The sequence below is a fragment of the Nonomuraea sp. NPDC050786 genome (assembly GCF_040654115.1).
Taxonomy (GTDB): domain Bacteria; phylum Actinomycetota; class Actinomycetes; order Streptosporangiales; family Streptosporangiaceae; genus Nonomuraea.
In genome coordinates this window covers 1-23556 of the sequence record NZ_JBFAHJ010000019.1, presented here as the reverse complement: position 1 = coordinate 23556, position 23556 = coordinate 1, and the positions used below count along the sequence as shown (strand labels likewise).

Annotated in this window: 17 protein-coding genes and 1 pseudogene; 7 read left to right on the top strand and 11 right to left on the bottom strand. The window is 70.8% G+C overall.

Translation table 11 applies throughout. From position 1 onward, the window contains the following. Nucleotides 1-23: 23 nt before the first annotated feature. From AB0H84_RS29975 to AB0H84_RS29965, 3 genes are read left to right on the top strand one after another with little or no spacing between them, the layout of a single operon-like run. Nucleotides 24-1043, top strand: a complete 1020-nt coding sequence (locus AB0H84_RS29975; protein WP_357611321.1) for a glycosyltransferase family 2 protein — start codon at nucleotides 24-26, stop codon at nucleotides 1041-1043. Between the two features lie 3 nt (nucleotides 1044-1046). Beyond that, nucleotides 1047-2090 (top strand): glycosyltransferase family 2 protein, encoded by a 1044-nt coding sequence (locus tag AB0H84_RS29970; RefSeq protein WP_357611318.1) that lies wholly within the window; start codon nucleotides 1047-1049, stop codon nucleotides 2088-2090. Next, nucleotides 2087-3277, top strand: a complete 1191-nt coding sequence (locus AB0H84_RS29965) for an endonuclease/exonuclease/phosphatase family protein (protein WP_357611315.1) — start codon at nucleotides 2087-2089, stop codon at nucleotides 3275-3277. The genes AB0H84_RS29970 and AB0H84_RS29965 overlap by 4 nt, the downstream gene beginning before the upstream one ends. On the opposite strand, the gene AB0H84_RS29960 is transcribed toward AB0H84_RS29965, so the two are convergent. The 6 genes from AB0H84_RS29960 to AB0H84_RS29935 form a co-directional block, all read right to left on the bottom strand. Beyond that, entirely contained in the window at nucleotides 3258-4046 is a 789-nt protein-coding gene (locus AB0H84_RS29960; RefSeq protein ID WP_357611312.1) for a BTAD domain-containing putative transcriptional regulator, read from the bottom strand. The genes AB0H84_RS29965 and AB0H84_RS29960 overlap by 20 nt on opposite strands. A gap of 21 nt (nucleotides 4047-4067) precedes the next feature. Then, nucleotides 4068-4982 (bottom strand): UbiA prenyltransferase family protein, encoded by a 915-nt coding sequence (locus tag AB0H84_RS29955; RefSeq protein ID WP_357611309.1) that lies wholly within the window; start codon nucleotides 4980-4982, stop codon nucleotides 4068-4070. Nucleotides 4983-5076: 94 nt separating this feature from the next. Further along, nucleotides 5077-6117 (bottom strand): NAD-dependent epimerase/dehydratase family protein, encoded by a 1041-nt coding sequence (locus tag AB0H84_RS29950; RefSeq protein ID WP_357611306.1) that lies wholly within the window; start codon nucleotides 6115-6117, stop codon nucleotides 5077-5079. Next, nucleotides 6099-7433 (bottom strand): aminotransferase class III-fold pyridoxal phosphate-dependent enzyme, encoded by a 1335-nt coding sequence (locus AB0H84_RS29945; RefSeq protein ID WP_357611303.1) that lies wholly within the window; start codon nucleotides 7431-7433, stop codon nucleotides 6099-6101. The genes AB0H84_RS29950 and AB0H84_RS29945 overlap by 19 nt, the downstream gene beginning before the upstream one ends. 302 nt (nucleotides 7434-7735) lie before the next feature. Next, nucleotides 7736-9634, bottom strand: coding sequence for a transcriptional regulator (locus AB0H84_RS29940; RefSeq protein ID WP_357611300.1), 1899 nt, complete (start codon nucleotides 9632-9634; stop codon nucleotides 7736-7738). Nucleotides 9635-10127: 493 nt separating this feature from the next. Then, on the bottom strand, nucleotides 10128-11576 hold the full coding sequence (locus AB0H84_RS29935; protein WP_357611297.1) for a serine hydrolase domain-containing protein: 1449 nt from the start codon (nucleotides 11574-11576) through the stop codon (nucleotides 10128-10130). A gap of 181 nt (nucleotides 11577-11757) precedes the next feature. Between AB0H84_RS29935 and AB0H84_RS29930 the strand changes: the two genes are divergently transcribed. After that, nucleotides 11758-12660: a TAXI family TRAP transporter solute-binding subunit gene (locus tag AB0H84_RS29930; protein ID WP_357611294.1), complete on the top strand. Its 903-nt coding sequence runs from the start codon at nucleotides 11758-11760 to the stop codon at nucleotides 12658-12660. A 17-nt stretch (nucleotides 12661-12677) separates the two neighbouring features. Here the strand turns inward: AB0H84_RS29930 and AB0H84_RS29925 are convergent, their stop codons facing one another. The 4 genes from AB0H84_RS29925 to AB0H84_RS29910 form a co-directional block, all read right to left on the bottom strand. Further along, entirely contained in the window at nucleotides 12678-14003 is a 1326-nt protein-coding gene (locus AB0H84_RS29925) for a HAMP domain-containing sensor histidine kinase (RefSeq protein WP_357611291.1), read from the bottom strand. Further along, entirely contained in the window at nucleotides 14000-14662 is a 663-nt protein-coding gene (locus AB0H84_RS29920; RefSeq protein ID WP_357611288.1) for a response regulator transcription factor, read from the bottom strand. The genes AB0H84_RS29925 and AB0H84_RS29920 overlap by 4 nt, the downstream gene beginning before the upstream one ends. An 8-nt stretch (nucleotides 14663-14670) precedes the next feature. Continuing rightward, nucleotides 14671-15978, bottom strand: a complete 1308-nt coding sequence (locus tag AB0H84_RS29915) for an MFS transporter (protein ID WP_357611789.1) — start codon at nucleotides 15976-15978, stop codon at nucleotides 14671-14673. Nucleotides 15979-16169: 191 nt separating this feature from the next. Continuing rightward, nucleotides 16170-16784: a TetR/AcrR family transcriptional regulator gene (locus AB0H84_RS29910; protein WP_357611285.1), complete on the bottom strand. Its 615-nt coding sequence runs from the start codon at nucleotides 16782-16784 to the stop codon at nucleotides 16170-16172. A gap of 105 nt (nucleotides 16785-16889) precedes the next feature. Here AB0H84_RS29910 and AB0H84_RS29905 point away from each other — a divergent pair, with 105 nt between their 5' ends. After that, the gene (locus tag AB0H84_RS29905) at nucleotides 16890-17870 is read left to right on the top strand and encodes an ATP-binding cassette domain-containing protein (RefSeq protein ID WP_357611283.1); all 981 of its coding nucleotides are present in this window, start codon (nucleotides 16890-16892) and stop codon (nucleotides 17868-17870) included. A gap of 11 nt (nucleotides 17871-17881) precedes the next feature. Further along, nucleotides 17882-18694 (top strand): ABC transporter permease, encoded by an 813-nt coding sequence (locus tag AB0H84_RS29900; protein ID WP_357611280.1) that lies wholly within the window; start codon nucleotides 17882-17884, stop codon nucleotides 18692-18694. Between the two features lie 50 nt (nucleotides 18695-18744). On the opposite strand, the pseudogene AB0H84_RS29895 reads toward AB0H84_RS29900, so the two are convergent. Continuing rightward, nucleotides 18745-19710: pseudogene (locus AB0H84_RS29895) on the bottom strand (cation:proton antiporter); the annotation flags it as partial. 375 nt (nucleotides 19711-20085) lie between these two features. Between AB0H84_RS29895 and AB0H84_RS29890 the strand changes: the two are divergent. Next, a partial coding sequence (locus tag AB0H84_RS29890; RefSeq protein WP_357611277.1) for an AMP-binding protein occupies nucleotides 20086-23556 on the top strand: 3471 nt, incomplete at its 3' end.

The window sequence follows — 23556 nt, the reverse complement described above, 5'->3', positions numbered from 1 at the left end:
CCGATGCGGCAAGGGGGACTCCGATGACGACGCAGGCACGGCCACTGGTCTCGGTCATCGTGCCGAACTACAACTACGCCCGCACGCTCGGCCTGTGCCTGAGCGCGCTGGAGCGGCAGACGTACCCGCACATCGAGGTGATCGTCGTCGACGACCGCAGCACCGACGACTCGGTGGAGATCGCCCACCGGCACGGGGTGCGGGTCGTGGTCACCGACACCAACATCGGCGCCCCGGCGGCGCGCAACCTGGGCGTCGAGCACGCGCGCGGCGAGGTGCTGTTCTTCCTCGACTCGGACCTGGCGCTGGCCGAGGACGTGGTCGAGTACGCGGTGGACCTGCTCACCTCGGACCCCACCCTCGGGGTGGTGTGCGGGACCTACGACCCGGAGCCGCTGATCCCCGACAGCCTCGTGGAGCGGTACCGCAGCCTCCAGCTGCACTACTGGATCTCCGGTGACGAGGGCGACATCACCACGATCTACTCCGCGCTGTTCGCCATGCGGGCGGAGGTCTTCCGCGAGGTGGGCCCGCTCAACCCGGCGCTGCGGCACAGCGAGAACGCCGAGTACGGCCACCGCGTCACGCAGCGGTACCGCATCGTGCTGGACAACCGGATCAGGGGCAGGCACGACCACGACGACCGGCTCGGCGTGGTGCTGTCGAAGTTCTTCCACCGCGCGCGCCTGCACATCCCGCTGTACCTGCGCCGGCCGGACTTCAACGGCGGCCCGACCAACAGCAGCCGCGGCTGGGGCTCGCTCGCCGCCCTGTTCGCCGTCCTCACCGCGCCGCTGCCGGTGGTGCTCGGCCTCGCCTGGCTGGTCGCGCCGGTCGCGCTGCTGGCCGGCTCGATCGCGGCGGACCTCGGCATGTACCGCTTCGTCCGGCGTTATGCCGGCATCTGGTTCACCCTCTACTTCACCGCGATCCACTTCCTGGTGAACGTCACCGTCGCGGTGGCGGTGTTCGCCGGCGCCGCCCAGTGCCTGCTGTCCAGCCGGTTCAGGCACACGTACGACATCCCGGCCCTGGAGGCGTGAGCGATGAGCGAGCAAGCGCCCCTGGTGTCGGCGATCGTGCCCAACTACAACTACGCCGCCTCGCTGGACCTGTGCCTGCGCGCGATGCAGGAGCAGACCTACCGGCCGATCGAACTGATCGTCGTGGACGACGGCAGCACCGACGATTCGGTCGAGGTCGCGCGGCGGCTCGGCGTGCGGGTCGTCCACACCGGACAGAACATGGGGGTGGCCGGCGCGCGGAATCTCGGGGTCGCGCACGCGCGAGGTGAGATCCTGGTGTTCGTGGACTCCGACGTGGCCCCCTACCCCGACGCCGTCGAGGTGGCGGTGGCCATGCTCGACGCCGATCCGGGGCTCGGAGCGGTGTGCAGCATCCACGACCCCGAGCCGCTGATCCGCGACAGCCTCGTCGAGGAGTACCGCGCGCTGCAGTACCACTACTGGACGGCCAGCTCCGAGGGGCCCATCTCGTTCCTGTTCCCGGCGATGATGGCGATGCCGCGCCGCGTGTTCGACGACATCGGGCCGTTCAACACGCGGCTGCGCGAGACCGAGGAGGTCGACTACGGCCACCGCCTCACCCAGCGGTACGGGATGGTGCTCACGACCGCGGTGCGCTCGCGGCACGACCACGACGACAAGCTCTTCAAGCTGCTGCGCAAGCTGTACCGGCGCGGCGGCGCCCGGGTGCCGCTGTACGCGCGGCGGCGGCGCTTCGCCCGCGGGTTCGAGACCTCCAACCGGGCCGGCGGCAGCCTCGCCGCCCTCGCGGCGGTGGCCGCGCTCCCGGTGGCGGTGCTCCTCGGCCCAGCCGGCGCCGCGCTGCCGGCCCTCGCCCTGGCCGTGTCGCTCCTGGCCGACCTCGGCATGTACCGCTTCGTGCTGCGCAGGCGCGGCCCGCTCTTCCTGCTCTATTTCGGCGCGGTGCACTTCCTGGTGAACGTCACCATCGCGGCGGGGGTGGCGGCCGGGGTCGCGCGGTGGCTGTGCTCGGCGAGGTTCCGCCGGCTCTACGACGCCGACCTCACCATGCGCCCCTCAGCCGCGGGGGAGGCCGCCACGTGACGGCTCCCCTGCGGGCGCTCTTCGGGCCGGCGCGGCCGCCGCAGACGGCGGCGCGTCCCGCCGGTTCCCGGGGCGCCTCCCGGGCCCGCCGGAGGATCCCGCTGGTGATGTGGGCGGCGGTCGCCTGGCTGGTGTTCGTGGGGCTGCACCGCGCCCTGTCCGGCCGGGTGTGGTGGTGGCAGCTCCCCGAGCTCGTGCCCCCGCTGGCGTTCGCGGCCGTGCCCGTCCTGCTGCTCGCGGCGGCACTGGCGGCGCGCCGCAGGCGCGGGACGGCCGTCGTGGTGGCGCTGGTGTCACTGACGCTGGGCGGGGGCGCGAGCGGGCTCAACCTCGCCGCGCTGTGGCACCGCGCCGCCCCGGCCCCGCCGGACGCGATCAAGGTGTTCTCCTGGAACACCTGGTACTGGGACCAGCGGGCGGAGGGCGGGCAGCCGATGCCCCCGCCCACCGGCACACCGCCGCGGGACGTCGCCGACTTCTACCGCTACCTGCGGGCCCAGGACGCCGACGTGCTCCTGCTGCAGGAGTACGTCTACTTCAGCGCCGCCTCCCGGCCGATCCGCGTGAACGACCTGGACAGGCTGCGCCGGGAGTTCCCCGGCTATCACATCGCCACGGCGAGCGAGATGGTGACGCTGTCGCGCTTTCCCATCGTCCTGGAGCGCGGCCTCGACCTGCGCCCGTGGGCGGAGGACGGCTCGGACACGCCCGTGCCGCCCGGCTCCGACTGGCCCGGCTTCTACACCGTGAAGACGCTCCGCACGGACGTGCGCGTCGGGAGCAGCACGTTCTCGTTCTACAACGCCCACATCAACTCGCCCGTCGACCCCTCCTCGACCGGCCTCGACCCGCGCCGCCTCACCCGGACGGAGCACGAGGCGCGCAAGGCCAACCTCCGCGCGCTCGCGGCCGACATCCAGGCGAACCCGCTGCCGGCCGTCCTCGCCGGCGACTTCAACGCCTCGCCGGCGATGGGCATCCTGCGCCTGTTGCCGGGGCGGATGGCCGACGCCACCCCGGCGCTCGGGTCGCTCTACCCGGCCACCTGGGACGACCGGTGGCCCTGGTGGCGGATCGACTGGGCGTTCACCACTCCTGAGATCACCGTCCACGATTACCGGCTGGTCCGCTCGAACGGCCTGTCGGACCACAGCGGGCAGCGGCTGGTCATCTCGCTGAACCGGTGACCTGGGCGTACAGCAGCTCACGCGCGCCGGCCCGCCGCAGCGGCTCCCTGTTGCCGTCCAGGATCCTGAGATGCAGCGCACGCAGCTCCGGCCCCGGCTCGATGCCGAGGTGGTCGGCGAGGTAACCGCGCAGGTGGGCGTAGAGGGCCACCGCCTCCGCGGTGCGGCCGAGCGCGCACAGGCCGCGCATCAGCACGCTCGCCAGCGGCTCGGCGAGCGGGTGGCGGGGCACCAGCGGGGTGAGCTCGGTGACCACCGTGTCGGGGCGGCCCAGGCGCATCTGCGCCTGGGCCCAGGTGACGACGGCGCCGACGAACTGCTGCTCGATGCTGTACCGCATGCGGGCGGCCCAGCCCCCCGGGATGCCGGTGAGCGGCGCGCCGCGCCACAGCTCCATCGCCTCGGAGAGCAGCCGGGTACGGGCGGAGTCGTCGCAGGCGCGGGCCTCCGCCTGCTTGGCCAGCCGGCGGAACCGGTAGGCGTCCACCCGCTCGGGATCGACCTCCAGCACGTAACCGCCGCCACGGCGCTCTATGCAGATCCCCGTCACGGTCAGCGCCTGCCGCAGGCGGGCGATGTGGGCGTACAGCGAGTCGGTCGCCCGGTCCGGCGGATCGTCCCAGACACGCTCGAGCAGCGTGCGCAGTGACACCGGGCGGTCGGCGTCGATCGCCAGGGCGGCCAGCACCGCGCGTCGCTGGGGTGGTCCCAGGGGAACGTAGCGGTCACCGAAGGTCACCTCGACCGGTCCCAGTAAGCGGACGTCCATCGCCTTCCTTCCGTATCGTTCTCACAACGTGACACCGGCCGCCAGGGACGGGTGGTGGACGAGCACGAGCGTCACACCCAGGGTGGCGGCCCACAACATGGAGTTCGCGACCATGCCGCGGTCGCGCAGCAGGATGCGGACCGGGTCGTCGCCCTCGTTCTCCACCAGCTGGATCTGCAGGTACCGGAAGAGGGCGAAGAGCGCGAACGGAGTGGACAGCATCATCGCCGTCTGGCCGTGCTGAGGGCCGAACGGCCCTTCGTCACGCAGGTACATCAGGCCCGAGACCAGGGCGAGCACGGCGGCGATCTGCAGCAGCCAGTTGGTCAGCTCCATCGAGTAGCCGCGGAGCGCCGGCCGGTGGACGGCCCCGGTCTCCAGCAGTTCCCTGCGACGCTTGCCGAGGAGCAGCAGCAGGGACATCGAGAACACCGTGATCAGCAGCCAGGCGGGCACCCGGCCGCCGGTCACCTCATACCCCTGCACGACGCGGAGGACGAAGCCGGCCGCCACCGTGCCCACGTCGACCAGCGGAATGTGCTTGAGGAAGCGGCTGTAGGCGATGTTGAGCGCGAGGTACACCAGCAACGGCCAGTACGACGCCGGCGTCCGGGCGACGATGGCCGCGAGCAGCGCCAGCAGGACGGCGCAGCAGGCGCCCGCGGTCACCACCCCCACGCGGCCGGCCGCGATGGGGCGGTTGCGCTTGACGGGATGGTGGCGGTCGCGGTGCCGGTCCACGATGTCGTTGCCGATGTAGACGGCGGCGGAGGCGAGCATGAACGCCACCGTGGCCGAGATGATGCCGACCACCTCGGTCAGGCTGTAGGAGGGGGCGCCGATGAGCGCCACGGGCACGAGAAGGATCGCCTTGGCCGCGTGGGACGGGCGGATCAGGCCGGCGAGGTCCGCGATCAGGCGCGTCCGGGTCTGCACGGCCCGGTCCGGCGCCTTTTCCGGACGCTGCGGGCTTTCTGGAACGTCTGGGACGTCTGCCGATTCGGCGAGGTGCATGCTTTACCCCGATAGCTCAGAAGAAGACCTTCGCCAGTGACAGTGCGCCCTGCCGCCACGCGTCGCGGCTCGTCTGGCCGGCGCCGCGCGGTGAGCCGGCCGCGCGGTTCTCCCGCCACCATGCGTACGTGCGCAGGATCGCGTCCTTGTTGGACAGGCGTGGACGGAAGCCGAGCCGTTCACGGGCCTTGTCGATGCTGACGTAGGAGTCGTCGAGCAGCTTGCGCGCCAGCCGCCCGTACACCGGGGACAGCCGGGTGCGCTCCAGCAGCCGGAGCCCGGTCAGTGCCGGGCCGGCGGGCAGCGAGACGACCCGCTTGCCGTGGCCGGCCGCGTCGAGCACCGCCTGGAAGTCCTCGCGCAGCGTGCCGAACTCGGCGGCCGCCAGGTTGTAGGTGTCGTTCGCGACGCCGGCGGGCGCGTCGAGGACGCCGACCACGGCGTCCACCAGGTCCTCGATCGCGAACATCTGGATGCGCTTGTCCCCGCGCCCGAGTACCGGGAAGTTGCGGCCCTCCTCGGCCCACTCGAAGAGCATCGCGAACAGCCCCATGCGGCCCGGTCCGAGGAAGGTCTTGGGACGCAGGATGGGCACGCACATGCCGCCGGCCCGGTACTCCTCGGCCAGCTCCTCCGCCCTGGCCTTGGCCCTGGTGTAGGGGTCGACCGGCTCGCGCGGATGGTCCTCCGGCGTGGGCACGAGCTTCGGCAGGCCGTACACGGCGGTGGAGGAGATGTGGACCACCCGCTCCACGCCGGCCAGGCGCCCGGCCTCCAGGACGGTGCGGGTGCCTCCGACGATCAGGTCGTGGATCTGCTCCGCCGGGTAGCTCGGCAGCGCGCCCGCGCAGTGGACGACCGCGGCCGCCCCGGTCATGGCCTCGGTCATCAGCGGCAGGTCGCGCACATCGCCGACCCGGTGCCGCGCCGCCAGCAGCGGGTCGGCCGCCGGGCGCAGGTCCACCCCGAGCACGTCGTGGCCGTCGAGCACGAGCCGGCGGGCCAGGTTGCCGCCGAGCATCCCGGCGCTGCCGGTGACTACGATCCGGTGGTCCATCGCGACCCCACCTTCTCTCGTACGAACCGGCCGAGCAGCCGCGGCAGGCCCTTGGCCAGCGTCTTGTCCAGGCTGTCCAGGAAGTATTCGACGTCCTCGGGCGCGATGGCGAGGGTCGGCGCGACGACGAGCGGGTTGTCGGCGTTCGGGCTGTAGTAGGAGACGATCCCGTGCTCGCGGTAGAGCTCGGCGATGACCGAGAGCGTGATCAGCTTGGTGCGGAACTGCGGGTCGCCGGAGAAACCGGGCGCGAGCTTGGCGGCCAGGTCGAGCACCTTGGGGCCGCCGACGAGGAACACGCCCCACAGCGCGCCCACTCCGCTCACCCGTCCGACCACGTCGGGGTGGCGCTTCTGGATGTTCTCCAGGCCGGGCCGCAGGATGCGCTCGACCTGCCGCGCCCGCGCGGGGTAGTCGTCCTCGACGACGATGTTGACGGCCTCGATGGCGGTGACGGTCTCCTCGCCGAATCCGTAGTAGGTGGTGCTGTGCAGGATGACGTCGGAGAGCCGGTCGTACGCCTTGCGGAAGACGGGCTCGCGGGCCGTGTACCCGGCGATCGACGCCTTGCCGCCGCCGAGCGACTTGGAGTACACGAGGATGTCGGGCAGCAGGTCGGGGTAGCGCATGAAGTAGAAGAGGCTGCCCGTCTTGCCCCATCCCGTGTAGACCTCGTCGAAGATCAGCATGATGTCGTTCGCGTCGCAGAGCCGGCGCAGCTCGTACAGGTCGGCCTCCGACCAGCAGCGCATGCTGGACGCGCTGAACGGCTCCGCCATGATCGCGTAGACGTCGCACTTCCCGTCGGGGGTGCGCGCCTTCTCGACGGCCTCGCGGACGGCCGCGACGTCGCCGTAGGGATACACGACGATGCCGGGAAGGCCGGGGAAGCGGAAGGCGTTCTCGGCCGATCCGGTCAGGCTCCCCGCGCCCAGGGTCTTGCCGTGGAAGCTGATGTCGGAGCGCAGGATGGTGTTGCGGCGCCCCTCGTGATACTTGTACGCCATCTTGACGGCGCCCTCGTTCGCCTCCGCCCCCGAATTCGGGAAGTAGGAGATGTTCAGGTCGCCCGGCAGCAGCTCGGCGATGTTGTGGCTCAGCGCGGCCACGTACGGCGAGAAGAACGCCTTGTGCACCTCCATGCGCCGCCGCTCGGCGAAGCGGCGGCGAGCCTCGAGAATGCGGGGGTGGTTGTGGCCGTGGTTGAGCACGCCGACACCGCCGGTGACGTCGAGGACCTTGCGTCCGTCACGCGTCCGGATCCAGGCGCCCTCGGCGTGCTCGACGAGTTCGCGGCCGAAACCGAAAGAGGTCATGAGATTGACCTGACTGCGGCTGACATACCTTCTGTACAGGTCCTGGACCTGTTTCACAGTGAAACTTTCACACTCGTCGACGCCGATCAGCTCAGACACGTCCGTCCATCCCTTACGTGTTCGTATGAATTTCGCTGGTAAGGGCCTTCTCCCGGAGGGTGAGAAAGGAGACACATGTCGTCGATATTGTCGAATGTGGCTATACCTCGGACCATACAAAGCTGTGTAGGTCGGCGGAGGCGAGACGGCGGAGAAGAAAAAAGCGGCCGGAACGCGGCACGCCAAGGATTACCAGTAAGATCTCACGGTAAATACGGATGATTTCCCGTGTTCGGGGGGTGGCCCGCCGGATTCAGCCGCTCGCGGTCGCGCAGCCGGCCGGCCGCGCCGGGCATCGCCCGCCCCGCGGCCGGCGCCTGGTCCTCCTCGGTGTCCTCCTCCCGGGCCCGCTCGCGGGCGAACAGCCGGAGCAGGTCGTGCATGCGGTATCCGTCGTGGTCGCCTGCCTCCAGGAGCTGGGCGTCGGCCAGGCGGTCCAGCAGGTCGGCGGTACGCGACTCGGGGCGGTCGCCCAGGGCCGCGGCGGCCGCGACGCTGATGGCGGCGTCGCCGTGCAGGCTGAGCAGCCGGAACATCCGGGAGGACTCGGCGTCCAGGCTCCGGTAGCTCATCATGAAGCACGCCCGTACGGCCTGGTCGTCGGCCTGGAGCTCGGACAGGCGGTGCTCCTCGACCGCCAGACGGTCGGCCAGGGCGCGCAGCGACAGTCCCGGCCGGGCGACCAGCCGGGCGCCGGCGATCCTGATCGCCAGTGGCAGGCCGCCGCACAGCCGCGCGATCGCATGCGCCGCCCGCCGGTCGGCGGCGGCGCGCTCCTCCCCGATCAGGCGGTCGAGCAGCGCGGAGGTCTCCTCCTCGGCCATGACGCCGAGGCGGAAGTGCGAAACGGCGTCCAGTGAGGTCAGCATCCTGCGCGTGGTGACCAGCACGCGGCAGGTGGGGCTCGCGGGCAGGAGCGGGCGCACCTGCGCGGCGTCGCGGGCGTTGTCGAGCAGGAGCAGCAGGTGCCTGCCGTTGGTCAGCGATCGGAACCGCGCCGCCGCCTCGTCCACGTCGAGCCGCCCGGCCGTGTCGTCGCCGAGGGAGCGCAGCAGGCGGGCCAGGACATCGGCCGGCTTCAGCGGCGCGACGTCGGGCGTGGAGCCGTGCAGGTCCACGTAGAGCCGCCCGTCCGGGAACCGGTGCGCGACCTGGTGGGCGACGTGCACGGCCAGCGCGGACTTGCCGATCCCCGCCGGCCCCGTGATCGCCGAGATGGCGTTCGCGCGCGGGCCCGCTGAGGTCAGCGCCGTCTGCAGGCGCGCGATCTCGGTGGCCCGGCCGGTGAAGGTGGAGGCGTCCATGGGCAGCTCGGCCGGGGCGAAGGCCCTCCGGACGGCGCGCGCCCGTGGGGGCGCCAGGGTGGGGTCGTCGGCGAGGATCCGCCGGTGCATGCGGTTCAGGTCCGGGCCGGGGTCGATGCCGAGCTCGGCGGCCAGCGTCTCCCGCGCGCCCTGATAGACGGCCAGGGCGTCGGCCCGGTGGCCGGAGCGGTACAGAGCCAGCATGAGCTGCGCCAGGAGCCGCTCGTTCAGCGGGTCCCTGCGGGTCAGCGCCTCCAGGTCGGCGAGCATCTCGCGGTGCTGGCCGAGCGCCAGCCGTGCCTCCAGCGAGGCGTTCACGACGGTCGCCTTCAGCCGCTCCAGCCGCGCCGCCTCGCCGCGCAGCGGCGCCGGCAGGGGCAGCCCTTCCAGGACGGACTCGGCGCGCCACAGGCCGAGAGCCCGGGTCAGCCGTTCGAGCGCCACGTCGTGGCGTCCCTCGGCCAGCGCCTGCTGACCCTGCGCGGCGAGGTCCTCGAACAACGTGACGTCGATCTCGCCGGGCGCGACCCGCAGCACGTACCCGTTGGAGCCCGCCTCGATGCGGGACGGGACGCCGAGCACCTTGCGCAGTGCGGAGATGTAGGTGTAGAGGTTCGACTCCGCGGTGGCGGGGGCCCGCTCGCCCCACAGCCAGTCGAGCATCCGCTGGCTCGGGATCGCCTTGCCCGTGTTGAGCAGCAGGGCGGCCAGCAGCACCCGCTGTTTTCGGCGCCCGAGCGCGATCGGCTTCCCATGAGAGGTACGGACCTCGATCGGCCCGAGGATCTTGAAATGCATGCGACACCCCTGTAGCGCCCGGCGTTCACCAAACAGGAACCGTACAAATGCACATGGATCTCGATTGCCGCCAATGATCGGCGGAAGCGACCTTCAGGGGGTACTCACTCGAACGGAATAAGAAGATTACGCACCTCGAATACCTGGCGCCGCCCCCTCGGGGTGGGCGGTACCGGCTCCCTGAAACGACGGCTTTCCGCATCGATATGGGCGACAGGAAATCATTCGGTGTCAAGGAGTCAACGGCCGCTCGGGTCCGTATCCGGTCAGTGCGGTGTGATTCACCGCACGGACTTGGAACGGTCAAAATTCCCCAGCGTCACGACTCATTCTTCTTCGGTGACAGTCCTGCGTGTCTCCCTCCGGCGTCGTCACAGGGAAAGCGCTTAATCCATCATTCAGTTCGTCCCGCCCGGCCTTACGGATGAAGGACGTTCTCCGGACAGCGCTCCGTGACACGCGGCCAGGGGAGATGACAGAGGCGCTTCGGTTCCTACGCGAGCAGGACGGCGAGTCCCAGCAGCGCGGGAACGGCGATCCGCACCCACGACCGCGCCCCGCGGGGCGCGAACGGCACCCCACGCCAGCGCAGGACGGAGGCCAGCAGCAGACCGGCGCCCAGGGCCCACACCGCCGGCGGGATGATCGACCACACACCCGCGACCCAGGCGAGGACCAGCGAGAACACGCCCCAGAGCGCCTTGGCGACACCGGCCGTCAGCTCGTAGGGGCGATGCCCCCACCACGCCTCCAGCCCGGGGCTGAACGTCAGCACGAGGGTGATGGCCAGCATGAGGAAGGGCGGCGAGTCCTCGCGGTCGGAGCTGTCGGCGCCCAGCAGCCGCAGGGCCACCGGCTCGACGTCGGCGTCGGTGTTGCCGAGGACGACCGCCGCGCGCCCGGTGGCGCGGTCGAAGCCGACGAAGCTCCGAAAACCGCCGGTCCCGCCGTTGTGCCAGGTGACGGTCGAGCGGCCGAAGACGGTGGTGAACCAGCCGTAGCCGATCCGCTGCTTGGCCGTGTCGGTGAAGCGCGGCTCGGACGCGGTCGCGCCCGGTGCGGTCCCCTTCCTGACGGCGTCCACGAGGGTCGCGAGATCGCGGGCGGTGGACCAGACGCCGACGCCGGCCGGGAGGTAGCCGTCGCCGCGCCAGGGGTCCATCGCCATGCCGTTGGCCTTGCTGCCGTGGGCCCGGTTGGCGGGCAGCGGGGCGTCGGAGGGGAGCGCCGCGGTGGACGACATGCCGAGGGGGCGCAGGATCCGGGTGCGCAGCAGCTCCTCATAGGGCATGTTCTGGGACTTGGCGAGTGCGAGACCGAGCACGGCCATGCCGATGTTGGAGTAGGAGACCTTGCCCCTCTCGGACAGCGACGAGCCTGCCGCTTCGGCCAGGACGTCGTCCGGCCCGTCGCCGGCGTACGGGTCCACCCCGGTGAGGTTGGACAGGTAGCTGAGCGCCAGCAGCTTCGGCGTGAGCGGCACGCGTGGCAGTCCGGCACGGTGCGAGGCCAGCTCCGCGAGCGTGACGTCGCCGATCTCCGCCTGTCCGAACCCGGCATCGGGCAGCAGCTCGCGCACCTTCGTGTCGGCCGGCAGCTTCAGGTCGGCCAGCAGCATGCCGGTCATGGCCTTGGTCACGGAGCCGATCTCGAAGGGCGTGCTCGCCGTCACGGGTGCGGAGTCCGGCCCGCCGGTGACCCCGACGCCCGCCAGCCGGACCGCGCCCTTGTCGATGAGCGCCACCGCGAGCCCTCGATAGGCGCCGCCGTCCGCGGCCTGCCGGACCGCGCGGGCCAGCTCCGCGTCGCCGGTGGTCTCCGGCCCGAGCGACGGGGTCCGGGGCGAGACGAGCAGGGCCAGCGCGCTCGCCGCGATCACGGTGGCCAGAGCCCACCACTTGCCGGCGATCGCCGACTTGCGCGGAACCCGTGAGGTCAGCATGGGACAAGCCCGGCTCGGATGCGCGCCGACGGACTGGTCACCTGAATAGTGGCCATCATTCGCGGGGGTCTCCTCGGCCGACATGTCATTCTGCCCCGAGCCTACCCGGCGTTCTCCGGTTCATGTCGGCGACATTTCCTGGGCCCTGGCGAAACGCCGGCCGGCGTGCCAGCCTTATGACGTGTCATTATCCCGCCGAGCATTTGTAACGCTGAGTTTGCTCGGGACGGCAGGGTGCGTGGGCGGGCCACCGAATACGCACCGGCTGAGGTTGGTGACAGGGACGGCGGGCGGACTGTACGAGACATTGGGAAACCGGTTCGCCGCCGAACTCACCCGTAACGGATTACCGACCTCGCCGATCCCGAGCCCGGGCAGCATCGAGAACCTGACCAGCCTCGCCGAGAACCGGGCCGACCTCGGGCTCGCCCTGGCAGACAGCGCCGACTTCTTCGTGCGCGAGCAGCACCGCCAGGTCTCGGCCGTGGCCAGGATGTACATGAACTACGTGCATCTGGTCGTCATGGTCTCCTCGCCCATCACCACCGCGCGCGACCTGTCGGGCAAGCGGGTCTCCGTCGGGCTCGAGGGCTCCGGGACCCACCTCACCGCGCTCAGGGTGCTGCAGGTCCTGCACCTGAAGGTCACTGAGAGCCCCCTGGGCCTGGACGAATCGCTCGACGCCCTGGAGTCGGGGGCGATCGACGGGCTGTTCTGGTCGGGCGGCGTTCCCACCCCCGCCTTGACCACCCGCCCCCACCTGCGCCTGGTGCCCCTGGACGACGTGGTCGTCCTGCTGCGCCGGAGGTACGGCTCCATCTACGAGCTGGCCCTGGTGCCCACCGGCGTGTACGGCGCGGCGCAGCCGGTCCAGACCGTGGGCACGCCGAGCTACCTGGTCAGCCGCCTCGGGCTGCCGGCGGACGTCGTCTTCGACGTGACCAGGGTCCTGTTCGAGAGCCGCGACAAGCTGGGCGCGCCGAACGCGCCGGGCATGGTCCTCGACAAGCGGTACGCGATCGACACCGGAGCGGTGCCGCTGCACGAGGGCGCCGCTCGCTACTACCGCTCCGACTACGGCTGAGTGAGTCACTGGCTCCGCTACGACTGGGAGAACTCCACGATCAGGCCGTGCGGCTCGGCGGGCGACAGCCGCAGCGTGCCGCCGCTCAACCGGGCCAGCTCCGCGGCGATCGCCAGCCCGAGCCCGCTGCCCGGGACGTTGACGTGCTCCGGCGATCGCCAGAACCGGCCCAGCGCCTCCTCGCATTCCTTGGCGGTGAGCCCCGGCCCGTCGTCCTGGATGCGGAGCGTGCTGTCGGTCAGCGTCACCCACACGTGGCCGCCCGCCGGGACGAACTTGTGCGCGTTGTCCAGCGCGATGTCGGCGATCCTGATGATGACCTCGGGTCCCGTCCGGGACGCGGGCAGGTCGGCGATGAGGCTGATCTCCTCGGCCGCGTACACCTCGCGCCACGTCCTCAGCCGGGAGGCGAGCTGGGCGGCCACGTCGATCTTCTGGGCCACGCCGACCGCCTCGGTCCTGGCCAGCGCCAGCAGGTCGTCAACGAGCTGCGTCAGCCGCGACGCCTCGGCGAGCGCTTCGTCGTACTCCTCTCTGCCCGCCGGCTCCAGGTACGGTTCAAGATTCTCGATCCGCAGGATCAGCCCGGTCAGCGGGGTACGCAGCTCGTGCGAGGCGTCGGCCACGAACGCCCGCTGCCGCTCCATCGCGGTGGCGACCGCGCAAGCCATCGAGTTGAAGCGTTCCTGCAGCTCACGCAGTTCAGAAGGGCCGGTTTCCAGCACGGCGCGCGCGGTGAGCCGGCCCTCGGCGATCGCTTGCGTCATCCGGTCGAGCTCGATCACCGGGCGCATGATCCACCGGGTGAGCCGTCTGGCGGCCAGCACGCCGTACCCGAGCAAGATGAGCGCGGCCAGGGCGAGGATGCCCCACACCACGCCCACGTCATGCATGGCCTGCCTGGCGGGGGCCCGCAGGAGCACGACGCCGGACAACTGGGAGCCGCCGCCGACCGGTTCGGCGACGAGCACGGTGCTCGGGCCGAAGGGGGTGATGGAGGGCAGGCTCTCGGTGATCCTCCCGGACAGGGCTATCCTGACCGCCTCGCGGTCATCGGCGTTCATGGCGCCGGCCCTGGCCAGGACGTTACTCTCGCGGTCGAGGACCTCGACGGCGGCGCCGTACAGGTCGGCGTAGCGGCTGACCTCCTCGATCAGGACCGTTCGGTCGTTCTGGCGGATGGCGGAGTCGGCCAGCTCGGTGATGCGGTGGGTGTCGGCCCGCCGGTCAAGGAGGAGCCGGTTGGTGCGGTGGGTGGAGTAGGCGAGCCCGAGCGGCACAGCCAGCGACGCGATCATGAGAACGATCAGGGTCGTGTAGGTACCGACCAGCCTGTTTCTCACGGCACGCCCAGGCGGTACCCGGTACCACGCAGCGTCTCCACAAGCTCGGGGCGGCCGGTCTTGGCGCGCAGGCCCGCCACGTGCACGTCGAGTGAGCGCGAGGCCGACAGGAACGGGTCGCCCCACACCTCGTCGAGGATCTCTTCGCGGCTGCGCACCACGCCGGGCTGGCGGGCCAGCACCGCCAGCACCTCGAACTCCCGCCGGGTGAGCGAGATCGGCTCGCCTGCCACGCTCACCCGCCGGGCGGCCAGGTCGATGCGTACGTCGCCGACCTCGACCACCTGGTCGCCCGGCGGCAGCGGGCGGGTGCCGCGCCGGACGACCGCTTCCATGCGGGCCAGCAACTCGGCGGTGCGGAACGGTTTGACCAGATAATCGTCGGCTCCGCCGCGCAGGCCGCGCAGGACGTCGCGCTCCCCCGCGCGGGCGGTGAGCACGATGACCGGGACGGCCGACACACGGCGCAGCCGCCGCAGGACCTCCATGCCGTCTACGTCTGGCAGGCCCAGGTCCAGGAGGACGAAGTCGCTTTCACCCGCGAGCCGGAGACTGCCGGCGGCACGGGCAACGCGTTGGACGACGTTGCCGTGCCGTTGAAGTGCGCTGGTCAGCGCGGCGGCTAACCGATCATCGTCTTCTACGAGGAGAACACGCACGAATTCAGTTAAGCACGAGCCGCAAATTCCTTTGAGGCTTTTTCCTGACGCGAGAGCGGCACGTCGCGCGTTTCCCGCATCGTGAGATAGACGAGCAGGGAGACCGCCGCGCAGCCGGCCACGTACCAGTAGAAACCGGACTCCATGCCCTTGTCCTTGAACCACAGGCCCACGTATTCGGCGGTGCCGCCGAACAGGGCGTTGGCGATCGCGTACGGCAGCGCCACCCCGAGCGCGCGGATGTGGGTGGGGAACAGTTCGGCCTTCACCACCGCGTTGATGGAGGTGTAGCCGGTGATGATGAGCAGCCCGGCGAGGGTGAGCAGGAAAGCCTGGACGAAGCCTGAGACGTGCGACAGGGCGGTCATCAACGGCACCGTGCCCACGGTGGAGCCGATGCCGAAGGTGATCAGCAGCGGGCGGCGGCCGATGCGGTCGGACAGGGCTCCGGCCAGCGGCTGCAGGCACATGAAGACGAACAACGCGGAGAAGCTCACCAGGGAGGCGGTCTCCTTGGCCAGGCCGGCGGTGTTGACCAGGTACTTGGTCATGTAGGTGGTGTAGGTGTAGTACGCCACGGTGCCGCCCATCGTCAGGGCGATGACCAGCAGCGCCGCCTTCTTGTGCTGGAGCAGCCCCTTGACCGTGCCGCGTTCGTGCCTGACTCCGACCTCCTCCTCCTCGCCGTACGCCTCGGTCTCCGCCAGGCTGCGGCGCAGGAAGAGCACCACGGCCGCGCCCAGCGCGCCGACGATGAACGGGATGCGCCAGCCGTAGGACTTCAGCGCCTCCTCCGACAGCGAGTTCTGGAGGATGATCTGCAGGCCGAGGCCGACGAGTTGGCCGGCTGTCATGGAGACGTACTGGAAGCTGGAGGCGAAGCCGCGCCGGCCGCGCGGGGTGACCTCGGTCAGGTACGTGGCGCTGGCCGAGTACTCGCCGCCGACCGAGAGCCCCTGGAGCAGGCGGGCCAACAGGAGCACGACCGCGCCGAAGTAGCCGACGGAGTCGTACGTGGGCGCGATGGCGATGAGCAGGGCGCTGCCCGACATCAGGGTGACGGTGAGCGTGAGCGCCGCCTTGCGGCCGTTCCGGTCGGCGAAACGGCCGAGCAGCCAGCCGCCGACGGGCCGCATGAAGAAGCCCACCGCGAAAATGCCGGCGGTGTTGAGCAGCTGCGCAGTGGTATTTCCCTTGGGGAAGAAGGACGCCGCGAAGTACACGGCGAAGCTACTGTAGACAAACCAGTCATACCATTCGACCAGGTTTCCGATAGAGCCGCCGATTACGGCCTTCCACGGCGTCGTACGTGCCACTGTGCGCAAAGTGAACCTCCTGGGGGCTCGAGGGGAGATCGAGATTCCCCGGAGGTTTTAGCCCTGGGCAAGAGGTGAGAACCCAGATCTAACATACCTTTAACGCTCGTCGGCTCGCCGCGTGGAATGTAGCCATCCGCCCTGGCCGAATGCGCTACCAGAACGGCGATACCGCCATTTCGGTCGTGCTCCTAGCGTGAGGAGTCGACCGGGGCGAGGAGCCCTCCAGTGATGAGCTTCCATACCGCTTCCGCGGCCGTGGCGGGCGAGAGCTTCTCGAGGATGATGTCCTCGCGCAGGCTCCCCAGCACCTTGATGATGATCCGCGCGTGCAGCTCCGGGTCGATGTCGGGACGGAAGGCGCCATGAGTCACCCCGCCCCGCAGGATCTCCACGAGAGGCGCCTGCAGCCGCTCCACGTGCTCGCGGAAGGACGACAGGGCCGCGGCGGACAGGTCGGCCTGGTCGATGGTGGACCAGCTCAGCCGGTGCCGTTGCCCGGCGAACAGGTCGAGCTGGGTGTCGACGTAGCCGCGCAGGCGCTGCAGGGGGTCCCCGGTCTGCTCGCAGATCGCCTCCAGCCGGCGGCTGCACTCCTTGACCTCACGTTCGACGTGGGCGAGCAGAGCGTGCTCGATGCTCGGGAAGTACTTGTAGACCGTGGCGCGTCCCACGCCGGCCCGCTGGGCGAGCGCGGACATGGAGGACTTGACGGCGCCCTGCTCTGCCACGAGATCGATCGCGGCGTCGATGATCCGCTCCCGGTAGCGGGAGCGGTGCTCGTCGAGCGCGTCGTCCCAATCCATCCCCATCATCCCCCAATGCAGTGTGTATTGACACTAGTCAAAGTGTCTACGAGAATTGCCGACGATCCCAGACAAGCGAATGCCCAGGCTCAAGGAGAGTTTGGCATGGTTGCCTCACAATTAACCCATTCTGGTGAGCACACGGCCATACGCTGTGAGGGCCTGAAACGGCGGTTCGGCTCGACCTGGGCCGTCGCGGGCGTCCACCTCACCGTACCCGCCGGACAGATCTACGCCTTCCTCGGTCCCAACGGCGCCGGGAAGTCGACCACCGTCAGGATGTTGTGCACGCTGCTCGCTCCCACGGAGGGCCGGGCGGTCGTGGGCGGCCACGACGTGGTGGCGGACCCGCTCCAGGTGCGCCTGCGCATCGGCGTGGCGCTGCAGTCGACGGCGCTCGACGACACCCAGACCGGCCTCGAGTCGTTGTGGTGCCAGGGCCGCTTCTACGGCATGCGCAGGCAGGAGATCGCCCGCCGCGTGGCCGAGTTGCGCGACCTGATCGCCCTGGACGACGCGCTGGACAGGCGCGTGAACACCTACTCCGGCGGTATGCGCCGCCGCCTGGACCTGGCCATGGCCCTGGTCCACAATCCGGAGATCGTCTTTCTCGACGAGCCGACCACCGGCCTCGACCCGGTGAGCAGGATGCGGCTGTGGGAAGAGGTGCGGCGGCTCAACCGCGAGCACGGCACCACCATCTTCCTCACCACCCAGTACCTGGAGGAGGCCGACCAGCTCGCCGACCGCATCGGCATCATCGACCAGGGCGTCATCGTCGCCGACGGCACCGCCGAGGAGCTGAAGAGCGGAGTGGGCCAGGACCTTGTCGTGGCCCAGGTCAGCGGGGACCTCGCGGCCGCGCACCGGGCGCTGGCCGACGAGCCGCTGACGCGTTTCGTCGAGGTGCTCGACAACGAGATCAGCGTCAGCGTGGACGACGGGCCGGCGGCGCTGAGCGTCGTCGCGCTCACCCTGGCCAAGGTCCCGGACGTGGACGTCCACGCGATCACCCTGCGCCGGCCCACGCTCGACGACGTCTTCCTGTCCTTCACCGGGCATCACATGCCCGCGCAGCAGGTTTGAAAGGGAGAGCCATGACGGAGACCGCGGTGGCGGGGCGCCACCCGAACGAACTGCTCGCGCGTCCCGCGGGCTTCACGCGGGACCTGGCCAGCGTGGCCGCGCGCTCACTGCGCCAGGTCCGCAGGACCCCGGAGAACCTGGTGCAGCCGGTGGTCATCTCGCTGTTCTTCTTCCTCATCTTCGTCGGCGCGCTGGAAGGGGTGGCGCGGGCCGGCGGCATGACCGACTTCCGCGCCTTCCAGCTCCCGGTGGCCACCATCTTCGCCGTAACCGGCGTCACCAGGGCGCCCGCGCTGGTCAGCGACATCACGTCCGGTTACTTCGACCGCATGCTGGTCACGCCGACCAACCGGCTGGCCATGCTGCTCGGGCTGATGGTCTCCGACCTGGTGGTCGCGGTGCTGCTGACGTTCCCGGTGCTGATCGTGGGCTTCATCACCGGCGTGCGGTTCGTCACCGGGCCGCTGGGGCTGGTGGCGTTCGTGCTGACGGCGGCGCTGTGGGGGCTGGTCTACGCGGGGTTCTCGTACGCGATCGCCCTGCGGACGGGCAACGCGACCGTGGTCGCCCAGAGCACGATGCTCTTCTTCCCCTTCGTCTTCCTGACCAGCTCCCTGATGCCGGAGGAGCAGCTCAGCGGCTGGCTGTCGGCGGTGTCGACCGTCAACCCCGTCACCTACCTGCTGCAGGCGCTGCGCTCCTACATCTCGGGAGGCTGGGACGCGGGGGCTGCCCTGAGCGGGCTGGGCGCGATCGCCGTGGTCGGGCTCGTGGCCATCCCGCTCGCCCTGGCGGCGCTGCGGGGGCGTACCTCCAGGTCGTGAGGCGGTGCACCGTGATCGGCAGCGCCGCGCCACAGGCGCAGCAGCGGCCCGGCCATGAGCGTGGTGGCCAGCGCCATCACCACCATGGCGGTGAACATGCGGCTGTCCACGACCCTCATGGACAGGCCCACGTTCAGGATGACGAGCTCGGTGAGGCCCCGCGCGTTCAGCAGCACGCCGAGCGTGGCCGCCTCCCGGGCCGGCATCCCGGTGAGGCGGGCCGCCCCGCCCGCGCCGGCGAACTTGCCGATGCACGCCACCGCGGTCGCCCCGACCACCATGACGAACCCCTGTGCGCCCAGACCGGGCAGGTCCACCGACAGGCCGGTCACCATGAAGAAGATCGGCAGCAGCGGCTTGCCGCACGCGTCGATGAGCTTGGGTGCCTCCGGCGCCAGGGCCTCGATACGGTCGCGCGGCAGGATCGCGCCGAAGGCGAACGCGCCGAAGATCGCATGCAGACCGATCGCCTCGGTGGCCCAGGCGCACAGCAGCAGCCCGACGATCAGCAGCGCGTGCACCCCGGCGGGGCTGACCGGCCGATGCCGGCCCGGCGCCAGCAGCGTGGCCAGCCCCGGCCGTACGACATAGCACAGCACCAGCGTCAACGCCGCCACCGCGACCAGCGTCAGCGCGAGCGGGCCAGGGCCGGTGGCGCTGGAGATCAGCACCAGCCCGGCCAGCAGGCACCAGGCGATCACGTCCTGCATGGCCGCGCAGTCCAGCGCCATGTTCCCCACCCGCTCGCGCTGCAGCCCTCGCTCGACCACGATCCGTGCCAGCACGGGGAACGCGGTGATGGACATGGCCACGCCCAGGAACAGCACCGACGGCAGCATCCGCCCGTCCCGCAGTTGCGGCTTGTCGAACCACGGGTACAGCAGGGCCGCCATCCCCGCCCCCAGCGCGAACGGCAGCGCCACCGACCCGGCGCAGACCGCCGTGATCTGCCTCTTGGCCTGCTTGAGGTGCGCGAAGTCCAACCGGTACCCGACCCCGAACATGAACAGCACCAGCCCGAACTGAGCGCGATCGCCCCGAGCACGCTGCTGCTGGGCGCGCTCGGCGAAGCGGCACCCATCGACATGACCATGCGCTCTCCACCCTTCGACTGCGTGTTCGTCCCGCCCCCTCGATCAGCACGGGGCCACCGGCGTCACGCTAGGTGGGGCGGCCTTCGCCGGGCGATCCTCGGCCGCCCGCTCCGATCGGCGCGGCCGATCGGGTAGACCGAGCGCCGCACATCCCTCCACCCCTGCCTTGACCTGCCGAAACTCCCTGTTACCTCGCCAATGGGCATGCCCGTTGAGCCACCCCACGTGGCCTTACCCGCCCGGCGGAAGCGGCCAAATATGGCAGGCGACAACACAGGTGGAAGGTGAGGTACGGGGATGTCCTACGCCGATGTCGCTCCGCGGACGGAGTTCGCCACGATCGTGGACCTGCTGCGGGACAATGCCCAGCGCGACCCCGGTCGCCTCGCCGTCCGGTTCGTCTCGCGTGCGCAGGGCGCCGGGGGCTCGCTGAGCCGCGGCGCGCTCGACGCGTACGCCCTCGCCTACGCCGCCCGCCTGGCCGAGGTGACCACGCGCGGTGACCGGGTGCTCGTGCTGGTCCCGCCCGGGCTGGACTACGTGGCGGCGATCTTCGGCTGCTTCTACGCCGGAGTGTGCGCCGTGCCGTTCCCCGGGCCGGAACCCGGGTACCCCGCCGATCTGAAGTCGGCCGCCTTCACCGGCCCCGGCCGGGACGCGGGCGTCGCGGCGATCGTGGTCGCCGCCGAGCATCTGGAGTCGCTGCGCGAGCTGTGGAGGGCCGCCGGGGGCCGCCCGGTCGCCTGGATCGTCGCAGAGACCGTGGCGCCTGCGGACGGCGACGGCTGGACGCCCGGCCGCGTGGACGGCTTCGACCTGGCGCTGCTGCAGTACACCTCCGGCTCGACCGGCGATCCCAAGGGCGTCATGGTCTCCCACGCCAACCTCATGGCGGAGCTGACCACCTTCCGCGCCGGCACGCGGATGCCCGACGGCGCCAACACCGTCTCCTGGATTCCCGTGCACCACGCGCTCGGCCTGGCAGGGCATCTCCTGCTGGCTCAGCTCACCGGCGGCTTGGCCGTGTTCATGCCGCCGCAGGACGTCGTCGGCCGGCCGCTCACCTGGCTGCGGGAGATCTCCCAGGTGGACGGGCCCGTGCTGAGCGCAGCCCCCAACTTCATGTACGAGCGCTGCGTCACCGCGTTCGACCCGGCCGAGTGCGAAGGGCTGGACCTCAGCGGCTGGCGCTGCGCGATCAGCGGCGCGGAACGCATCCGCCCGGACACGGTCGAGCGGTTCTGCCGCACCTACGAGGGCTACGGATTCTCCCGGTCGGCCATGTTCACCGTCTTCGGGCTCACCGAGACGATGCTGATGGTCAGCGGCGGCTACGGGATCCGCACGTTCGAGGTCGACGCCGCCGAACTGGAGCAGGGCACCGCCTGCGTCCCACCCGAGCCCAGGTCTGGGCTGCGTGTCCAGGCGTTCACCGGCGTGGGCCGGCCCGCCCCCGGTGTCCGCATGGCCGTCACCGACCCTCGTACGCGGGCCGAGTTGCCGGAGAACCAGGTCGGCGAGGTGTGGGTCAGAGGGCCGGTGGTGACGCGCGGCTACTGGCGGCGTACGGAGGCCACCCAAGAGACCTTCCACGCCTACCACGACACCGGCGAGGGCCCCTTCCTGCGCACCGGCGACCTGGGGTTCGTCCGCGACGGCCAGCTCGTGATCTGCGGCCGGCTGAAGGAACTGATCATCATCCGCGGGCGCAACATCCATCCCCAGGACGTCGAGGCCGCCAGCCAGGGCACCTCCCCCGAGCTGGCGTCCGCTCCCGCCGCGGCCTTCGCCGTGGACGACGGCGAGGAGGAGCGGCTGGTCATCGTGCAGGCGCTGCCGGAGGGCGTCACCATCGAGCCCGCGTGGGTCTCCGAGCGCATCCGTCGCGCCGTCGCCCGCGCCCACGAGGTCGAACCGTCCGACATCGTGCTGGTCCGCCCGTCCGACATCCCCGTCACCGGCACCGGCAAGATCCGCCGCGGTGAGGTGCGCCGCCGCTACCTGGACGGCGAGCTGCGCCGCATCACCGCCTCCGCCGACCGCGACGCCCCCACGCTCAGGGTCACCGCCAAGGCCCGCATCCGGAGCCACGTGGCCGCCGCCCTGCTGGTCGAGGAGGACCGGCTGCCCGGCGACGAGTCCCTGGCCGCCCTCGGCGTGGACTCGCTGCGCGCCCTCGAACTGCACGCCGCGCTCGAACGCGACTTCCGCGTCGAGATCCCGCTGCGTGAGTTCCTGACTGCCACCATCGACGCGCTCGCCGCCCGCGTCTCCGACACCGTTGAGGAGAACATCCTGCGGCAGGCTCCCGTCCAGGAAGCCGTCGAGGAGACCGGCGCCGACGACCGCAACGTGCCCTTCCCGCTCACCGACCTGCAACGCGCCTACCTGGTCGGACGTAGCGGTCCCTACGAGCTCAGCGGCGTGTCCACCCACTACTACGCCGAGTTCGAACAGTCGGACACCGACGTCGACCGCCTGATCGGCGCGCTGCGCCTGCTGGTCGAGCGGCACGAGATGCTGCGCGCCGTCGTCTCCGCGCACGGCGTGCAGTGGGTGCTGCCCCGGCTCGCCACGCTCCCCGTCCGCCACATGGACCTGACGGACGACCCGGCCGTCGACGACCGGCTCGCCGCGCTCCGAGAGGAGATGTCGCACAAGGTCATGCCCCTTGACGACGGCCCGCTGTGGGAGGTCGTCGTGAGCCGCCTGCCCGGCGACCGTGTCCGCGTGCACGTGGGCATCGACCTGCTGATCGCCGACGTGCGCAGCCTGCAGATCCTCTTCCACGAGTGGGGGGTGCTATACCAGGACGAGCACGCGGAGCTGCCGCCCGCTGAGGTCGGTTTCCGCGACTGCGTGCTCGCGATGGAGCGGGCCAAGCAAGGCCAGGCGTACGAACGGGCCCGCGCGTACTGGACGCAGCGGCTCGACACCCTGCCGGCCGGGCCCGAGCTGCCCGTCCTCCCGCCGGCCGCCCGCGAGGACCGGCCCCGCTTCACCCGTCGGCCCGGCTCGCTCGACGCCGCTCGATGGAGCCAGGTCAGGGAGCGGGCGGCCGAGCACGGGGTGACGCCGTCGGCGGTGCTGCTGGCCGCGTACGCGGTGGTCGTGGGCGCCTGGAGCCGTACGGGGCGGTTCACCCTCAACCTGCCGCTGTTCAACCGCCGCGACCTGCACCCCCACGTCAACGCCGTCATCGGTGACTTCACCTCCGTCACGCTCCTGGAGGTCGACCTGACCCGCGGCGACACCTTCGCCGAGCTGGCCGCGCGCCTGCAGCGGCAGCTCTGGCAGGACCTGGAGCACCGCGAGTACAGCGGCGTGGAGGTCCTGCGCGAGCTGGCCCGCCGGCGCCGCGGCTCCACTCAGGCCCTTGCCCCCGTGGTCTTCGCCAGCGCCCGCGACCAGGGCCCCGACCGCATCGGCCACCTGCCCCACGAGTGGCTGGGCGAGACCGTGTACGCCATCTCGCAGACGCCGCAGGTGTGGCTCGACAACCAGGTCTACGAGAAGGACGGCGAACTGCTCTTCCACTGGGATCACGTGGAGGCGTTGTTCCCGGTGGGTGTGGTGGAGGAGATGTTTGAGGGTTTTTGCGGGGTGTTGTCGGGTTTGGTGGAGGTGGATGCGTGGCGGGTGTTGCCGTCGGTGGTTTCGGAGGGGCAGCGGAGGGTTGTGGCGTCGGTGAATGCCACGGATGGGCCGGTGCCGGAGGGGTTGTTGCAGGACGGGATTGTGGAGTGGGCGTTGCGGGAGCCGGGCCGG